Origin of the sequence: Streptomyces sp. NPDC127117 (genome assembly GCF_042677325.1) — a bacterium.
GTDB lineage: Bacteria > Actinomycetota > Actinomycetes > Streptomycetales > Streptomycetaceae > Streptomyces.
On record NZ_JBHXTM010000049.1, the window covers coordinates 1 to 16,321 of the forward strand.

Consider the following 16,321-nt stretch of genomic DNA (forward strand, 5'->3'; position numbering starts at 1 on the left):
CCAACCCCACACCCCACACACCCACACCCACCCCCACACCCCACACACCGAACTCCCCACCTACCCCTTCCAACACCAACGCCACTGGCTCAACCCCACCCGCAAGACCACCACCGGATCCCACCCCCTCATCACCACCACGGTCCACCTCTCCACCGGCCACACCGTTCACACCGGAAGGTTCGGTGCACGCGAGCACCCGTGGCTCGCCGAGCACACGATCAACGGCACACCACTCGTTCCGGCAACGGCCCTGCTCGACCTCGCCATGCGCGCCGGCCGAACCGTGGAGGAACTGACCCACGAAGCACCGCTCGTCGTCGACGACACGGCCGAGGCCGAGGTCGAGGTGACGGTCGACGGTGACGCCGTCGCCATCCACGCCCGGCAGGGGGAGGACTGGACCCGGCACGCCACCGGCAGGCTCTCCGAGCGGACCGTCGAGGTCACGCCGCCGGTCTGGCCGCCGGACGCACCCGAGCTCGACATCCAGGACGCCTACCAGGAGCTGGCCGAGCGCGGTCTCGACTACGGCCCGTCCTTCCAGGCGCTGCGACGTGCGTGGCGGCGCGGCGACGACCGGTTCGCCGAGGTCGAGCTGCCGGTGCCGAACGACGGCTACGACATTCACCCGGCTCTGTTCGACGCCGCGCTGCACGTACTCGCCCTCACCGGTGATCAGACCACCGGTCAGGTCGTAGTGCCGTTCGCGTGGCGGGGTGTCCGCCTGTTCAGGCCGGCCGGCACGACGCTGCGGGTGCACATCGACCCGGCCAACCGGATCACGATCTGCAACCCTGACGGCGAACCGGTGCTGGTCGTAGAGGAGTTGGTGACCAGGCCGGCCACGTTCGCCACCGACCACCTCCGCTCGCTGCATCGGCTCGACTGGGCCGAGCTCCCGGTTCGCCCGGCCGGCGGCTCGCCGGAAGACGTGCTCACCGTGTCCGGCAACACCCGGGAGACGACCGCCGGGGTACTGGCGGCGGTTCAGGAATGGATCGCGGCCGACCACGGCCGGACCCTCACCGTGATCACCCGCAGGGCGGTGGCCGCCCTGCCCGGCGAGGACGTCCCCAACCTGTGGCAGGCACCGGTCTGGGGGCTGGTCAGGACCGCGCGCACCGAGCATCCCGGCCGGTTCGTACTCGTGGACACCGACGGCACGCCCGCGTCCGAGGAGATCCTGACCGCGGCGATCGCCACCGGTGAGGCGGAGGTCGCGCTGCGGGATGGGCGGGTGCTGCGCCCCAGGGTCGTCCGCACGGCACCCGAGCCGGGGGAGGCCGACTTCGGCACCGGACCGGTGCTCGTCACCGGCGCGGGCGGGGTGCTCGGGCAGCGACTGGCCCGGCACCTGGTGGCCGACCACGGTGTGCGTGACCTGCTTCTCGTCGGGCGACGGGAAATGCCCCACGCGCTGCTCGGCGAGCTGACCGCGTCCGGTGCGCGGGTCAGGGCGGCGGTGTGCGACATCGCCGACCGCGATGCCGTCGCCGCGCTGCTCGACGAGCACCGGCCGACCGCGGTCGTGCACGCGGCGGCTGTTCTGGACGATGCCACGGTGACCGAGCTGAGCCCTGAGCGGCTCGACGCGGTGTGGCGGTCGAAGGTGGACGGAGCGGTGCATCTGCACGAGCTCGCGGGTAACCTGTCCGCCTTCATCCTCTTCTCGTCCGTCGCCGGCACGATCGGGAACGCCGGCCAGGCCAATTACGCCGCGGCCAACTCCTTCCTCGACGCCCTGGCCTGCCACCGCCTGGCCAACTGCCGCCCGGCCACATCGCTGGCGTGGGGGCTGTGGTCCGGTGACGGTCTCGGTGCGACCCTCTCCGAAACGGACCGCGCCAGGATGGCCCGACTCGGTATCGTGCCGATGTCCGCCGAGACCGGTCTCACCCTGTTCGACGCGGCGGTCGGATCCGGCGCCGCCGTCCTGATCCCGACCACGCTGAACTCCAACGCCGAGGCACCCCCGTCCGTGTTCGGCGAGGTCGTACGGACAAGGGCACGGCAATCGAAGCCTTTGGCATGGACGCACACCCTCGTCGGCCGGGATCCCGAGGAGCGGCAGGCGCTCGCGTTGGCCCTGGTGCGCAGGACCATCACCGAGGTGCTCGGCATCCACGGCACGATCGATGCGGAACGCGGCCTGATGGATCTCGGCTTCGACTCGCTCACCGCACTGGAGCTGCGGGAGCGGCTCATCTCGGCCACCGGGATGCAGCTGGCAACGACGCTCGTGTTCGACCATCCCACCCCCGCCGGGCTGGCCCGCCACCTCAGCAGCGAGCCGGAACGCCCCGACCCCCTCACCGCACACGACAGTGTGTTCCGCGCGCTGGAGCAGCTTGTCGTCGACGCGGCCGGTGAGACGCGAACGGCCGTGGCCAAACGCCTTCGCGGAGTCCTGGACGCCCTCCGCGAGCCGGACACCACCGACCTCGCGACCGCGGAGGACGAGGAGATCTTCGAGCTCCTCGACAGGGAGTTGCGACCGTAGCGCTTCTTAAGCGACCGCTAAGCATCGCTGACCACCATGACGGTGAACCCGTCTGAGGAAGGACGCACATGGACACCCACGACATCCGCGTTGTCGCGGTCGGGACGGCGCTGCCCGGCCCTCCGGTCGACAACGCGACGCTGGTGCGACGGTTCGGCATGCCGGCGGTGTGGGAGCAGTGGATCGACGCCTTCGTCGGCACCGACACTCGGCACTTCGCCAGGAACCTGGAGACCGGTGAGGTGCGGTACTCGCTGACCGACCTGTGCGAGACGGCGGGACGGCGGGCGCTGACCGCCGCGGGTCTCACCGGTGCGGACATCGACCTGGTCGTGCTCGGCACCGCCACCCCCGACCTGCTCATGCCGTCCACCGCCTGCCTCGTCGCCGACCGGCTCGGCATCGACGGGGTTCCGGCGTACCAGATGCAGTCCGGCTGCACGGGTGCACTTCAGGCACTCGACGTCGCCGCCCAGGCGCTCGCCGGCGGCCGGTGCCGCACCGCGCTCGTCCTCGGCGCCGACACCAGCGCCCACCACCTCGACCTCGATCTGAATCTCGCCGACGCCCCGCCCGAAGTGCAGGTGAACGCCATGCTGTTCGGCGACGGCGCGGGCGCCGCCGTGCTCGACACCAGGCCGGGCGAAGGCGGTCCCGTACTGCGGCACGTGTCGTGCAAACTCGTCGGACTCGGACGCGAACCCGGTCAGGTCATTCCCTGGTACGGCCCGGCGGAGCGGATCCCCGACGAGCTCCCGGTCAGCGAGGACTTCAAGGGCGTCGAGCAGTCGGCCGGGCCGATGGCCAATCGGGCGCTCGCCGATCTGCTCGACCGGCTGGAGTGGAAGCGGACCGAGATCGACTACCTCCTGCCGCCGCAGCTGTCCGGCCGGATGACCAAGCGTGTGGTCGACGCCCTGGACATGGACGGGGCGAAGGTCGTCAGCCGGGTCACCGAGATCGGCAACACGGCCAACGCCCTTCCGTTCTTCCAACTCGAACGGCTGCTGCCGCTGCTCGAACCAGGTGACCGCGCGGTCGGGCTCAGCGTCGAGGCAAGCAAGTGGATCGAAGCATCTTACGCGGTCGAGATGCCGGGCAGTGACCTGCAGGACGACCTGGAAGGCATCTGAAATGCAACCCGTCGCGCAGCTGGCACAGATCTGGCTGACCGTGTTCGGCACCGAGCCGGGACCGGACGACAACCTGGCCGACATCGGCATGGAGTCGGTCAAACTCGTCGAGCTGATCCTGCACGTGCAGAAGGAGTTGGGGGTGGACCTCCCGCTGGAGACCTTCCTGGGGCCGACGACGCTGCGCGAGGTCGCCGCGGAGATCGCCGCACAGGAAGGGACGCGTACATGACGGAGACAGTCACGGCCCCGGCCGGGCCATATCTGTCGGCCCTGGACGACGACGACCTGTTCCTGATGCTGACCATCCGGCACTTCGAGTGGAAGCTGCTCGACCTGTTCGCCCAGGGCAGCCTGAACGGCACCACCCACACCTGCCTCGGCCAGGAGTACGTCCCCGTAGCGATGCGAGGACTGTTCGACGAGCGCGACCACGTGTTCAGCAATCACCGCGGTCACGGTCACTACCTGGCACGGCACGAGGACCCGCGCGGCCTGCTCGCCGAGATCATGGGCCGTGACGGCGCGGTGTGCTCGGGTGTCGGCGGCAGCCAGCACATCCTGCGTGACCGCTACCTCTCCACCGGTGTGCAGGGGCAGAGCCTGCCCGTCGCCGCCGGCGTCGCGCTGCGGCTCAAGCGCACCGAGCCGGGCGCGCTGGCGTGCGCGTACATCGGTGACGGGACCTGGGGCGAAGGTGCCGTCTACGAGGCGCTGAACATGGCGCGGCTGTGGGAGCTGCCACTGCTGGTCGTGGTCGAACACAACGGGATCGCGCAGTCGACCCCGACGTCCGTACAACTGGCCGGCAGCATCGGAGCGCGAGCCGCGGCGTTCGGCGCCGACCACGTGCGCAGCGAGTCCACCGACGTCAATGTGCTCCGCGAGGAGCTGGCACCGGCCGTCGACCGGGTGCGGCGGCGCAACCGGCCACTGGTGGTGGAGTTGATCACCCACCGCGTCGGGCCGCACAGCAAGGGCGACGACGCGCGGCCGGAGGCGGAACGCCGGGCCGCCGTGGACCACGACTGGTACCAGCGCTACCCGGTCGGCCACGTCGAGCAGTTCCGGCGGTTCGACGACGCCGCGCGTGAGCTGGTCGACGCCGTGGCGGACGAGGTCGCCGCACTGCCGCCGAGCAGGTGGATACCGTGAGAGTCGCCGAGAACCTCAATCACGCCCTGCACGATCTGTTCGCCGCGAACCAGGACCTCATGCTGCTCGGCGAGGACGTCGTGGACCCGTACGGTGGCGCGTTCAAGGTCACCAGGGGACTGTCCACCAAGTGGCCCGACCGCGTGCTGGCCACGCCGCTGAGCGAGGGCGGAATCGTCGGTGTCGGTGCCGGGCTGGCCCTCGCCGGCGCACCGGCGATCGTGGAGATCATGTTCGGTGACTTCGTCGCGCTCGCGTTCGACCAGATCGCCAACTTCGCCAGCAAGTCGGTGTCCATGTACGGGCACAGGCGCCCGATGCCACTGATCGTGCGCTGCCCGACCGGCGGCGGCCGCGGGTACGGTCCGACGCACAGCCAGAGCCTGCAGAAGCACTTCATCGGCCTGCCCGGGCTCTCGCTGTACGAGCTGACGCCACTGCACGACAACCGCCGTCTGTTCGAGCGCATCATCGACGCGGCGGAGCCCGCGATCGTGTTCGAGGACAAAGTGCTCTACACCCAGCGCCTGTTCACCGACTCCACGGTGGACGACCTGTTCTCCTACGACCTGCTCACACCGGACGTGGCCAGGGTGTTCGTCGAGGACCAGGACAACTACGACTGCGTGGTGATCGCGCCGGGCGGTGTGGTGCACCGCGCACTGGCCGCAGCCAGGTCGCTCCTGCTCGACGAGGAGATCACGTGCATGGTCCTGGTGCCGGCCAAGCTGCACCCGTTCGACGTCGAACCCCTGTTGCCGGTGCTGCGCGGCACCCGTGCGATCGTGGTCGCTGAGGAGAGCACGGCCGACGGCACATGGGGTGCCGAGGTCGCGCACCGGCTGCACCGCCGGCTGTGGAAGAGCCTGAACGGCCCCGTCGTCCTCGCGCACTCCGCCGACAGCATCATCCCCACCGCGCCACACCTGGAGGCCGAGGTCCTCCTTCAGGACACGGGGATCCGCCGCGCCGTCGTGGAGGCCGTCCGTGGCTGAGATCCGTGTGCCCAAGCTGAACAACAACGACGACTCCTACGTCCTGCTCGAATGGCTCGTCGGCGACGAGCAGCCGATCGGCGCGGACGACGACGTGGCCACCATCGAGACGTCCAAGGCCGCCGAGGACCTGGTCAGCGACGCGGGCGGCGTGCTGCACCACCTGGTGCCCGCAGGCGCCGAATGCCGGCCCGGCGACCTGATCGGCAGAGTGGTCCCGGCAGGGACGCCACGCGCCGAGCCGGCCGCACCGGCGGAGAATGCGAAGGCGGCGGCGTCGAGCACGAACGGCGGCCCGGTGATCACCGCCCCGGCCCGGCAATTGCTGGCGGAGCTGGGCATCGACCCCGAACTGACCCGCACGCTCGGCGTGAAGGTCGTCCGGCGCAGCGACGTCGAGCGGCTGACCGCACAGTCCGCAGCAGACCGGAACACCGTGACTCTGCCGGCGGGACAGCAGGCCGTCGCACGGACGGTGACGCTCTCGCACCAGAGCATTCCCTCCGCGTACACGGTGATCCGGGTCGAGGTCGGCGGTGTGGTCGACAAGGCGCGGTCGTTGACCGGCGAGTGGCGCAAGCTCGTCGGGGTGCCCGAGTTCCTCATCATGGCCGTCGCCGGCCTGCGCGAGCGCTTCCCGATGTTCTTCGCCTCTCTCGTGGACGAGCGCACGGTGTCGATCGCCGACGGTGCGCACGTCGGAGTGACCATCGACATCGGCAAGGGCCTGTACGTGCCCGTCGTGCGCGACGCACACACCATGGGGCTGGAGGAGATCGCAACCTCGGTAGGTGAGTTCCGGAACAAGGCGTTGCGTGGTGCCTTCCGCGAGCAGGACCTGACGGGCGGCACGATCGCGGTGACGCTGCACAACGACGAGGACGTCACCGTCGCCGTACCGATCGTGTTCCCGGGCCAGGTCTGCGCGCTGGCGCTCGGCGGCGCCCGGCCCGAACTCGTCCCCGGCGCGGACAGCGGTACTGACACCGGCGGCGCGCGGATCGCGCTGGTCGCACACATCGGGCTGGCCTACGACCACCGGGTGATCAACGGGCGCGACGCGGTGCTGTTCCTCCGCGCGATCAAGGAATCTCTGGAGAAGACGGGAAGTGAGCTGTGACCGAGACAAGGACGACCGGCCCGGTGACGATCGCCGGCGCCGGACCGGTCGGCCTGATGCTCGCCTGCGAGTTGGCCCTTGCGGGAGTACCGACCACGGTGCTCGAACGCAGGGCTGAACGCGGCCGGTCATCGGGCGGCATGGTGCTGCACCCCCGGTCGCTCGAAGCGCTGCGGGCACGCGGACTGGCCGACCGGTTCGTCGACGACAGCACACCGCTCTGGCCCAGAACCCACTTCGGACTGTTCTACCTGGACCTGACCGAACTGCCGGAGGACCACTACTTCATAGTGCCTCAGGCGGTCACCGAGGCACGCCTCGCCGATCGCGCGACGGAACTCGGCGTCGAGCTCCGCAGGGGTGCCGAGGTCGTCGGCGTCGAGCAGGACGACGACGGCGTCACCGTGCGCCTGGCCGACGGTACGGATATCAGGTCTGCCTACCTCGTCGCCTGCGACGGCCCGGCCGGCCGGGTGGCCGACGCGGCCGGGTTCGAGTTCGAGGTGCTCGCGCCCTCGTACTACGGCGTGCTCGCGGACGTACCGGTGTTCGAGGGCAAGAACGACCAGTTCGACGTCGGTCTCTTCCAGCAGGGCCAGTTCGGTGTGCTGCCGCTCAAGCCGGGCGAGATCAGGGTGATGACCGTCGAGTTCACCGGTGAACCGCAGGGCGAGGACGTCCCGGTCACCGTCGAAGAGGTACGCGCCAGCGTCGAACGGATCACCGGGAAGGCGCCGGACCTACAGGATCCCGTGTGGATGACCCGCTACGGCTACCCCACCCGGCTGGCGCGGCACTACCGGCACGGCAGGGTGCTCGTCGCGGGTGACGCGGCGCACGCCCACCCGCCGTCGGCGGGGGACGGGCTCAACACCGGCATCCAGGACGCGGTGAACCTCGGCTGGAAGCTGGCCGCGGTAGCCGCCGGCCGCGCCCCGGAGTCCATGTTGGACACCTACCACGAGGAGCGGCACCCGGTCGGCCGCCTCGCCTGCCGTCGGGCCCAGGCACAGGTCGCCCTGATGCACCCGCTCGACCAGGTCGAGCCGCTGCGGGAGGTGATGTCCGACTTGCTGCAACTCCCGGACGTCACACGCCATCTGGTCCGGATGCTGACGGAAATCCGATACCCGATGCCGGGAGACCACCCGTTGACCGGCACCCGGATCCCCGAGGTGACGGTCGAGACCGCGGACGGACCGAAAGCGGTGTCCGGGCTGATGCACTCCGGTCGCGGCGTGGTGCTGAACATGACCGGCGCACCGGTGACCGTGCCGACCGACCAGGTCGATGTGGTGGACGCCGCGCCGAACGAGGAACTCGACGCCCCGACGGTGCTCATCCGGCCGGACGGCCATGTCGCCTGGGCCGGCGCCCCCGAAGGGATGCGGCTCGCCGTCAAGACTTGGTTCGGCTGAAACACAACGGCATGGGCGCTTCCGTGCGGAAGCGCCCATGCCGGGTGTCTCCGGCGGTTGTCCCGACCGCGATCGGCGCCTCGGCCGGCACCGCATGGACGACCCGTCAGGCCCGATGGGGAAAGCCTTCCCGCAGGCAGACGACGGTGCCGGTCGTAGCAGCCCGGTGCAGGGCAGTCAGCGTGTGTGCGTGCGCGGTGAGCGATGTGTTCGGGAGGTCGTCCAGTCCGATGAACGCGTGCCGGTCGTGCTCCGGACTCAGACGGACCGGGCCGCTGATGACGCCGCCGTACCAGAAGAAGTCGACGACGGGTCCGGTGCCGCCGACATCGGCTCGGTGGTCGTAGCCGATCAGCGTCGGGGCGGACGTCAGCTCGATCCCGGTCTCCTCGTACATCTCCCGCCGTACGGCGCTCTGCGGGTCTTCGCCGTGGTCGAGCATTCCGCCCGGCAGCCACCACGTTCCGCCACCGGGTTCGGTGGGGGAGTAGCGCAGCATGAGCATGCGGCGTCGCTGGTCGAGGAACAGGCCGCACGAGGCGATGAGCGTCCGGGGCTGGGTCCTGACCCACTCCTGGCGGGGCATCCAGGGCCGGGCCGGCTCGCCCGACGTGCCGGGGACTGCCGTGGTGCGGGTGTGGTTCTGGTGTGTCACGGGGCGAGGGCCTCTTCCTGGTGGTGTCTGAGGTGTCGAGATGGTGGTACGCGATCGCCATCAGCCGGGGCCGAACGGAACTCACCTTGGAGTGAATGCTCATCAGCCGACTGACCAAACGTGATCCGAGTGGGTGGTTTCGGTTCTTTCGGGCACTCTTCCTCGGAGTTGGCGATCACGATGATCCCGTTGCTCTGCAACTCGGAACACACACCTGCCAACCACCGAACCGAGGAACGATGAAGCTCTCCCGCACCCTGTCCATGCTGGCCTCGGCCGCTGTTCTGGGCACCCTCTCCTTGGCCGGCCAGACGGCACCGGCCACCGCCGATTCCTTCGTGGTCGGTGAGGGCCAGTTCAACCAGATGTTCCCGAGCCGGAATTCCTTCTACACCTACGGCGGCCTGGTCGACGCCCTGAGTGCATACCCGCAGTTCGCGGGTGCGGGCAGCGACGCCACCCGCAAGCGCGAGGCGGCGGCCTTCCTCGCCAACGTCAGCCACGAGACGGGCGGGCTGAGGTACGTCGTCGAGCAGAACACCGCCAACTATCCGCACTACTGCGACGCTTCACAGCCCTATGGCTGCCCGGCCGGACAGGCGGCGTACTACGGGCGCGGGCCGATGCAGCTGAGCTGGAACTTCAACTACAAGGCCGCCGGCGACGCCCTGAACCTCGACCTGCTGAACGACCCGTATCGGGTGGAGAGGGATCCGGCTGTTGCCTGGAAGACCGGACTCTGGTTCTGGAACACACAGTCGGGCGCCGGGACGATGACCCCGCACGACGCCATCGTCAACGACAAGGGCTTCGGCGAGACCATCCGCAGCATCAACGGCGCCCTGGAGTGCGACGGCAAGAACCCGGACGAGCGCAACGACCGGATCAACCTGTACAAGCAGTTCGTCTCCGTCCTGGGCACCGACGTCGGCGGCGGCAACCTCTCCTGCTGAGGGGCTGACCGGCGTGGGGTGGAAAGCCGAGCGCGACAGCTTCCCACCCCACCCCACCCCACCCCACCCGGCACGGCTGACGCCGGCCCGGACGTGCCGCTCATGCGCGTGCCCGGGCCCCGGTCAGCAGCAGGTCAGACGCGGTCGGCCGCGATGAGGAGGTACTGGAAGGACCCGTCCTTGTAGGAGTTGATGAACGCGTCTTCAATTCCCGTGACCAGCGAAGACGTGGCCCGTAGCTCCCAGTAGGGCAGGGTGTCGGGGGTGAGGTCGACGACGGCCTGCGGCACGAGGCGATTGTCGGCCATGGCGCGCAGGTACTCGCGGCGCGAGTGGATGTTGCACTCGAAGTGCGCGTTGATCTGCGAGACCCACTTCGAGGGCTGGCCGTACCGCGGATTCCAGCAGCCGGTAATGGTCACGTAGCGACCGCCGACCGTGAGGACGCGGGAATGCTCGGCGAAGAGATCGTGCAGGTCGACGTACATGCTCGACTCGTTGTTCCACGACGCCGCGGTCGACCCGGTCTCGAAGGGCATGCCGAGCATGTTGCAGACCCGGGCGCGGACGTGGTCCTGGAAGCCGAGTTCACGGGCACGGCCGTTGGCGAAGTCGGCTTGCTTGCCCGACAGCGTGACACCTTCGACCTTGCAACCGAAGCGCTGGTGCGCCATCACCATCGAGCCGCCGCGGCCACAGCCGGCGTCCACCAGAGTGTCGTCACGACCGATGTCGCCCAGGTGCCCCAGCAGGAGCTCCGCCTGCGCCGACTCCAGTCGGTGGAGCTCGGCGATCAGCTTCTTCTCGCTCTCGCTGTCCTCGGCGTGGCCGAGTGCCGCGTGGTCGATCTCACCGATGCCGTAGTGGTGGTGGTAGAGGCCGTCGACATCGCCGAGACGCAGGTTCACGGGCCTGGCCTCTCCATCCCAGTAGCGGGCGATGTCCTTCTGGTAGGGCGTCGCCGGACGGGGGTTGCGCAGGGCGGTGGCGGTGGCGGTGAGCTCGGTGTTGATCACGGATGAGTCCATTCTCCTACCAGAAGTCGGGCAGGCTGTAGCGATAGGTGTTGGATCGGTGCCAGTAGTGGTTGCCGTCGACCCATGCGGCGACGCCCCGCAGGAAGCGCTGCACATTCGGGGCGGGGCAGGCGGCGGCCAGGGCTGAGGCTTCGGTCTCGAAGTCGTGCATGAGGTCGTTGTGGACCTCGACCGACTTCAGATAGGCGTCCCGGTCGGAGAGGCCCTCACGCTCGGCGATCACGACGGGCAGGTTCAGATGCCGGCCCGGTGAATCGAGTTCTTTGGTGTACGAGTACAGGTCGTTCACGATGGTCGTCGCGTTGCCCGCGAGTGCGATGACCTTCTGCATGGCGGCCTGGGCGTGCAGATCCGCCGGCAGTTCGTAGCCGCCGACGGTGTCGGTGATGGTCGGGCAGGGGCGGAAGTTGTTGAACTGGCGCATCGCCAGGTACTCCCACACCTCCGGGACGTGGCCCAGCTGTGCCCAGGCGGCTTCGGCGAGGTACCCCATGTGCAACCGGGCCATGTCGTGCCGGAGCCGGTCCGCCTGGGACGGGCCGGCCGCCCGGACGAAGTGCTCCATGGCAGAGCGGTAGGCGCGCCGAGGCGCGTCCGCGTGGAGCGACTTCGCCCATTGCGGCTGGTACTCCTTGGTCGTGTGCAGGGGGTCGAGGGCGGTGTGCGCAAGCAGAAGGCGTTCGCCCAGGCCGATGGGCGAGCCCCCGTGGTCCTCGCAGTAGCAGTCGTCCACCGCGTTCTCGGCCACCATCAGGCGTGTGGCGACCATCAGATGATCGATGGTGGGTGCGTCCGGATGACAGGCGACCATGTAGCGGCCCACGGAGAAGCCGTCGAACTCCTCCTCCCAGTCCTCGGGATACAGGGCGACCTCGTCCAGGGCCCAGGACTTGATCCTCCGGCTGACCTCCTCGACCCGCACCGGGTCGGGTTCGGGAACCGGGTGGTAGTAGAGGCCCGGGACCGGTGTGCCTTCCGCCGTATCCACCGGCGGGACCGAAGGCGCCGGCGGCTCCTCCCGCAGGAACAGTCGCAGGCCCGCCGTGCCCAGGCCGGTGGGGCCGCGCAAGATCCGGTCCAGGCCGATGCCCGGTGCCGGCACGCCGGCTCCCGGGGCGTCGAGGGGAGGCGGAGCGGGCAAGGAAGGCGCGGAAGGTGGGCCGCCGGTGGCGGCCTTGATGTCGCAGGCGCGGGCCGCCGCGGCAGCGAGTACGTGCGCTCCGAAGTGGGAAGTGGCCTCTGGCAGGCTCGACTGTGGCGGTGGCAGCTCAGGCGCGGGCATCCATGGCTCCTCGGTGGGGTGGGCGGCTGTCCCGAAGCTCTTCGGGCATGCGCGACTTCCCGTGAGCGTCCTGGGTGTCGCACTGAGCCTCTCGGGCTCGGCCGCTAGTTGGGCCGGCGGGCGATCTGTACGTTCTCCAGCACGCCGACCGCGTCCGGCACGAGGATGGCGGCGGAGTAGTAGGTACTCACGAGGTAGGACGTGATCGCCTTTTCGTCGAGGCCCATGAAGCGGACCGACAGACCCGGTTCGTACTCGTCCGGCAGTCCGGTCTGGTGCAGACCGATGACGCCCTGGTTCTCCTCGCCGGTACGCATGGCGAGGATCGAGCTGGTCTTTTCCTTGGTGACGGGGATCTTGTTGCACGGGAGGATCGGAACCCCTCGCCAGGCCGGGACCTGCTGGCCGCCGAGATCGACGTGGTCCGGGTAGATGCCGTATGAGTTGAACCCGCGCCCGATCGCCGCGATCGTCCGGGGGTGCGCGAGGAAGAACTTGGTTCCCCGGCGTCGGCAGAGCAGCTCGTCCATGTCGTCCGGGGTCGGCGGCCCGGAGTGTGTCTGGATGCGCTGCTTGAAGTCGGCGTTGTGGAGCAGGCCGAACTCCCGGTTGTTGATCAGCTCGTGCTCCTGGCGCTCGCGCAGCGCCTCGATGGTGAGCCTGAGTTGCTCCTCGGTCTGGTTCATCGGCCCGTTGTAGAGGTCGGCGACCCTCGTGTGGATCCGCAGGATGGTCTGGGCGACCGAGAGTTCGTACTCGCGCGGGTTCAGTTCGTAGTCGACGAAAGCGCCCGGCAGCTCCTGCTCGCCGATGTGGCCGGCCGACATCGCGATCTCCGCTTCACCGCGGTGGTTCTGCCGCCGGTGGGAAAGCGATGAGAACTCTTCGAGGTGGTCCCGGAGGGTCGGCGCTGTGGACAGCACGGCCGCGAAGTCGGCGCGTGACAGCGTGAGCAGTGTGCCCGAGGTCGCGGCGGTGGCGGTGTGCTCCCACCGGGCGTCCTCGTCCAGGAGGGCGTGCTCTCCGAACCGGTCGCCGTCGGCGAGTACGTCCAGGGCGACCTCGTCGCCGTAACTTCCGACCGAGGTCTGGTCGATACGGCCGTGGGCGATCAGGTGGAGCTTGTCCGCGGGCGTCCCGCGCTCGACCAGCGTCTCGCCCTGCCGGAAGTCGCGTTGGACGCACCGATCGGCGATTGCCGTCAGTACCTCCACGTCGTCGAAGCCGCGCAGCAGGGCCAGTTCACCGAGCTCACGGGGGATCACTCTGACGTGGGTGCCCTCCTGGACGAACTCCACGGTACCGTCGCCGACTGTGTAGGCCAGGCGACGGTTCACCCGGTAGACGCCACCCTGGGTCTCCACCCAGGGGAGCATCCGCAGCAGCCAGCGAGAGGTGATCTCCTGCATCTGCGGGGCGGATTTGGTCGTGGTGGCGAGGTTACGGGCGGCCGCGGTGCCCAGGCTGGATTGCCGGGGCAACACCAGTTGCGCCTCCGGGCTCAAGTCAAGACTCATCGGGCAGGTTCTCCTTGGTGAGGGCGGCGACGCGCGTATGTGGACGTCGCCGGGCAACAGGAGGAAAAGGGGTTATGTGCACTGGAATCCGTCCAGATCCAGGGGAACACTAATGGCCGCTTCGCCCTCTGGACCAAGGAAAGTCGCCGACATTAACTCGATACGATGATCGCGCCCGCGCAATGTTTGTCTGAAGTATTGACGGGGTTCGGCCCCTGACGGGGAGAGCGGGTCGGGTTGCCGGGGCCCCGATCACCGCAGCCGGAGCGACTTGTTGACCCCGCCGGACGGCGGGCGCTCGACGGCCGCCCGGCCGGGTGGCCTCCCATGAGGGAGCCCGCCCGACCGGGCAGGGTTTTCCTGCCGATGTGCTTGCTGGTGTGTGTGTCCAGGATCTCGGTGAACTCCGGCACGTCACGCCGGTGCCCTGCAATTCTCCGAGTGTGTGCCTCTTCGACCGCCGGGTGGTGCGGCAGGTCTCACACGGTCGCGATGCCCGGGTCGCTCACACCGGCCTGACCGTTCTCGACGTGCCCGGCCAGGCGCCGCAGGTATCCGGCGTTGCCCTCGACGACGACCGTCAGGTCGTACCAGCGTTTGGTGGCGCGCAGGTCGAAGCTCTGCACGACGGTGGCGCCGGCACGGACCGTGTAGGTCTGGCGCTCGCCGCCGTACGCGTTGGTCACCGTGAGGTGCGCGTCAGCGGTCGATGGGTTGGTCAGGGTGAGCTTCAGGTTGCCGGCGTCGTGGCGTGCCGTCACCTCCGGCTCGGCGGATTTGTTGTTGCCCCCGAAGGTGCGCAGGAAACCGTTGGGACCGTGGACCGCGAGGTCGTATTTTCCGCCGGAGTAAACCGAGTTCCAGCTGTCGGAAACGGGCTTCCCGGCTGCCGCCGTGTACGTCCACGGGCCGTCGGTGCGCTTCTGTGAGCGCACCTGGAAGGCGGCGCCCGCCCGGTCCCCCGCGCTGAACGTCAGCTTGTACTTGCCGGTGGTGAGGTCCGCGGCCCCGTCGACGTAGGGGTCGTAGGAGAGCGGGCGGCTCGGCCGCGCCCCGGCCTCCTGCCGGGGCAGCGCGCCCTGGGCGGGTGGCTTCGGCACGTAGCTGTTGTGGCGGTCGCGGTCCGGCGGGGTGTAGCCCGCGGTGTCCGGCAGGTCGGCCGGGTCCGTGATCTTGAGGGAGAAGTCGAAGGCGGATGTGAGGTCACCGCAGATGGCACGCCGCCATGGTGAGATGTTGGTTTCCTTCACTCCGAACCGGTTCTCCATGAAGCGCAGGATCGAGGTGTGGTCGAAGGTCTCGGAGCAGACGTATCCGCCGGTGGACCAAGGTGAGACGACGATCATCGGGACGCGCTGTCCGAGGCCGTAGGGACCTGCGGCGTATCCAATGCTGCCCTTGTAGTGGTCGAGCGTGGTGTCGACGGTGGACAGGCCCTGGTCGGCGGAGGCCGGCGGATAGGGCGGCACGACGTGGTCGAAGTAGCCGTCGTTCTCGTCGTATGTGATGAACAGGGCGGTCCTGCTCCAAACATCAGGATTCGAGGTGAGTGCGTCAAGGACATGCGATATGTACCAAGCGCCATAGTTCGCAGGCCAGTTGGGGTGCTCGGAGAATGCCTCGGGGGCGGCGATCCAGGAGATCTGCGGCAGCCTGGCGGCCTTGACGTCGGCTTTGAGGATATCGAAGTATCCGTCTCCTGCCTTGGCGTTCGTGCCGGTGCGGGCCTTTTCGAACAGGGGCTCGCCGGGCTTGGCGTTGCGGTAGTTGTTGAAGTACAGCAGGGAGTTGTCGCCGTAGTTGCCGCGGTACGCGTCGTCGATCCAGCCCCAGCCGCCGGCCGCGTCGAGGCCGTCGCCGATGTCCTGGTACACCTTCCAGGAGATGCCTGCCTTCTCAAGGCGTTCGGCGTACGTCGTCCAGCCGTAGCCCGCTTCCTGGTTGCCGAGGACCGGGCCGCCTCCGGTGCCGTCGTTGCCGACGTGTCCGGAGAGCATGTAGTAGCGGTTCGGGTCGGTCGCACCGATGAACGAGCAGTGGTAGTCGTCGCAGATGGTGAATTTGTCGGCGAGGGCGTAGTGGAACGGGATGTCGTCCCGTGTCAGGTACGCCATGGTGCCGGTGCCTTTGGCGGGGATCCAGTTGTCGTACTTGCCTTTGTTGAACGCGCTGTGGCCGCCGGCCCAGTCGTGGTCCAGGCCCGCGATGAACTGCATGCCCAGGTCGGCGGCGTCCGGGTGGTAGGGCAGGGTTTCCTTGCCGCCGCCTGTCTGGTGCCATACCGGTTTGCCGCTGGGCAGTGTCACCGGGCGGGGGTCTCCGAAGCCCCTGACGCCCTTCATCGACCCGAAGTAATGGTCGAAGGAACGGTTCTCCTGCATAAGGACGACGATGTGCTCGATGTCCTGGACGGTTCCGCTGCGCCGCGCCGCGGGAATGGCCGCGGCGCGGTCGATGGAGCCGGAGAGGGCGGCGAACCCTGTGGTGGCTCCGGCGATTTGAAGGAAGCGACGCCGATTGATTTCGGTCATGGCTGCGGGGGTCCTCCTGTTG

The 16,321-nt window shown here is 68.8% G+C and carries 13 protein-coding genes; 8 read left to right on the plus strand and 5 right to left on the minus strand.

The annotated features are described in order from the left end of the window. From ACFVH0_RS31700 to ACFVH0_RS31730, 7 genes are all read left to right on the plus strand, one after another. The coding region (locus ACFVH0_RS31700; protein ID WP_385825829.1) for a type I polyketide synthase at positions 1 to 2,503 on the plus strand (2,503 nt) is incomplete at its 5' end. Positions 2,504 to 2,571: 68 nt separating this feature from the next. Then, positions 2,572 to 3,636: a 3-oxoacyl-ACP synthase III family protein gene (locus tag ACFVH0_RS31705; protein ID WP_385825831.1), complete on the plus strand. Its 1,065-nt coding sequence runs from the start codon at positions 2,572 to 2,574 to the stop codon at positions 3,634 to 3,636. Position 3,637: 1 nt separating this feature from the next. Then, on the plus strand, positions 3,638 to 3,868 hold the full coding sequence (locus ACFVH0_RS31710; RefSeq protein WP_385825833.1) for an acyl carrier protein: 231 nt from the start codon (positions 3,638 to 3,640) through the stop codon (positions 3,866 to 3,868). Beyond that, a complete protein-coding gene (locus tag ACFVH0_RS31715; RefSeq protein ID WP_385825835.1) occupies positions 3,865 to 4,791 on the plus strand; it encodes a thiamine pyrophosphate-dependent dehydrogenase E1 component subunit alpha in 927 nt (308 codons plus the stop codon). Before ACFVH0_RS31710 ends, ACFVH0_RS31715 begins: the two co-directional genes overlap by 4 nt. Continuing rightward, positions 4,788 to 5,786, plus strand: coding sequence for an alpha-ketoacid dehydrogenase subunit beta (locus ACFVH0_RS31720; RefSeq protein WP_385825837.1), 999 nt, complete (start codon positions 4,788 to 4,790; stop codon positions 5,784 to 5,786). The genes ACFVH0_RS31715 and ACFVH0_RS31720 overlap by 4 nt, the downstream gene beginning before the upstream one ends. Next, complete coding sequence (locus ACFVH0_RS31725; protein WP_385825839.1) at positions 5,779 to 6,906, plus strand: 2-oxo acid dehydrogenase subunit E2; 1,128 nt, start codon at positions 5,779 to 5,781, stop codon at positions 6,904 to 6,906. Before ACFVH0_RS31720 ends, ACFVH0_RS31725 begins: the two co-directional genes overlap by 8 nt. Then, entirely contained in the window at positions 6,903 to 8,324 is a 1,422-nt protein-coding gene (locus ACFVH0_RS31730; RefSeq protein ID WP_385825841.1) for an FAD-dependent monooxygenase, read from the plus strand. Before ACFVH0_RS31725 ends, ACFVH0_RS31730 begins: the two co-directional genes overlap by 4 nt. A 106-nt stretch (positions 8,325 to 8,430) precedes the next feature. Here the strand turns inward: ACFVH0_RS31730 and ACFVH0_RS31735 are convergent, their stop codons facing one another. Then, positions 8,431 to 8,979, minus strand: coding sequence for an NUDIX hydrolase (locus ACFVH0_RS31735; RefSeq protein ID WP_385825842.1), 549 nt, complete (start codon positions 8,977 to 8,979; stop codon positions 8,431 to 8,433). A 239-nt stretch (positions 8,980 to 9,218) separates the two neighbouring features. Here ACFVH0_RS31735 and ACFVH0_RS31740 point away from each other — a divergent pair, with 239 nt between their 5' ends. After that, entirely contained in the window at positions 9,219 to 9,932 is a 714-nt protein-coding gene (locus tag ACFVH0_RS31740; RefSeq protein ID WP_385825844.1) for a chitinase, read from the plus strand. 134 nt (positions 9,933 to 10,066) lie between these two features. On the opposite strand, the gene ACFVH0_RS31745 is transcribed toward ACFVH0_RS31740, so the two are convergent. From ACFVH0_RS31745 to ACFVH0_RS31760, 4 genes are all read right to left on the minus strand, one after another. Beyond that, positions 10,067 to 10,948 carry a geranyl diphosphate 2-C-methyltransferase gene (locus tag ACFVH0_RS31745; RefSeq protein ID WP_385825930.1) on the minus strand — a complete coding sequence of 294 codons (882 nt, stop codon included), beginning with the start codon at positions 10,946 to 10,948 and terminating at the stop codon, positions 10,067 to 10,069. A 16-nt stretch (positions 10,949 to 10,964) separates the two neighbouring features. Further along, a complete protein-coding gene (locus ACFVH0_RS31750) occupies positions 10,965 to 12,251 on the minus strand; it encodes a family 2 encapsulin nanocompartment cargo protein terpene cyclase (RefSeq protein WP_385825846.1) in 1,287 nt (428 codons plus the stop codon). Positions 12,252 to 12,355: 104 nt separating this feature from the next. Then, positions 12,356 to 13,768, minus strand: coding sequence for a family 2B encapsulin nanocompartment shell protein (locus ACFVH0_RS31755; RefSeq protein WP_385825848.1), 1,413 nt, complete (start codon positions 13,766 to 13,768; stop codon positions 12,356 to 12,358). Between the two features lie 479 nt (positions 13,769 to 14,247). Beyond that, positions 14,248 to 16,299, minus strand: coding sequence for a phosphocholine-specific phospholipase C (locus ACFVH0_RS31760; RefSeq protein ID WP_385825850.1), 2,052 nt, complete (start codon positions 16,297 to 16,299; stop codon positions 14,248 to 14,250). Between the last annotated feature and the right edge of the window lie 22 nt (positions 16,300 to 16,321).

What these genes read in the sequence shown, in the direction of transcription:
- ACFVH0_RS31705 (WP_385825831.1), top strand. Translation starts at nt 2,572, where the DNA reads ATGGACACCCACGACATCCGCGTTGTCGCGGTCGGGACGGCGCTGCCC.
- ACFVH0_RS31710 (WP_385825833.1), top strand. Translation starts at nt 3,638, where the DNA reads ATGCAACCCGTCGCGCAGCTGGCACAGATCTGGCTGACCGTGTTCGGC.
- ACFVH0_RS31715 (WP_385825835.1), top strand. Translation starts at nt 3,865, where the DNA reads ATGACGGAGACAGTCACGGCCCCGGCCGGGCCATATCTGTCGGCCCTG.
- ACFVH0_RS31740 (WP_385825844.1), top strand. Translation starts at nt 9,219, where the DNA reads ATGAAGCTCTCCCGCACCCTGTCCATGCTGGCCTCGGCCGCTGTTCTG.
- ACFVH0_RS31750 (WP_385825846.1), bottom strand. Translation starts at nt 12,251, where the DNA reads ATGCCCGCGCCTGAGCTGCCACCGCCACAGTCGAGCCTGCCAGAGGCC.
- ACFVH0_RS31755 (WP_385825848.1), bottom strand. Translation starts at nt 13,768, where the DNA reads ATGAGTCTTGACTTGAGCCCGGAGGCGCAACTGGTGTTGCCCCGGCAA.
- ACFVH0_RS31760 (WP_385825850.1), bottom strand. Translation starts at nt 16,299, where the DNA reads ATGACCGAAATCAATCGGCGTCGCTTCCTTCAAATCGCCGGAGCCACC.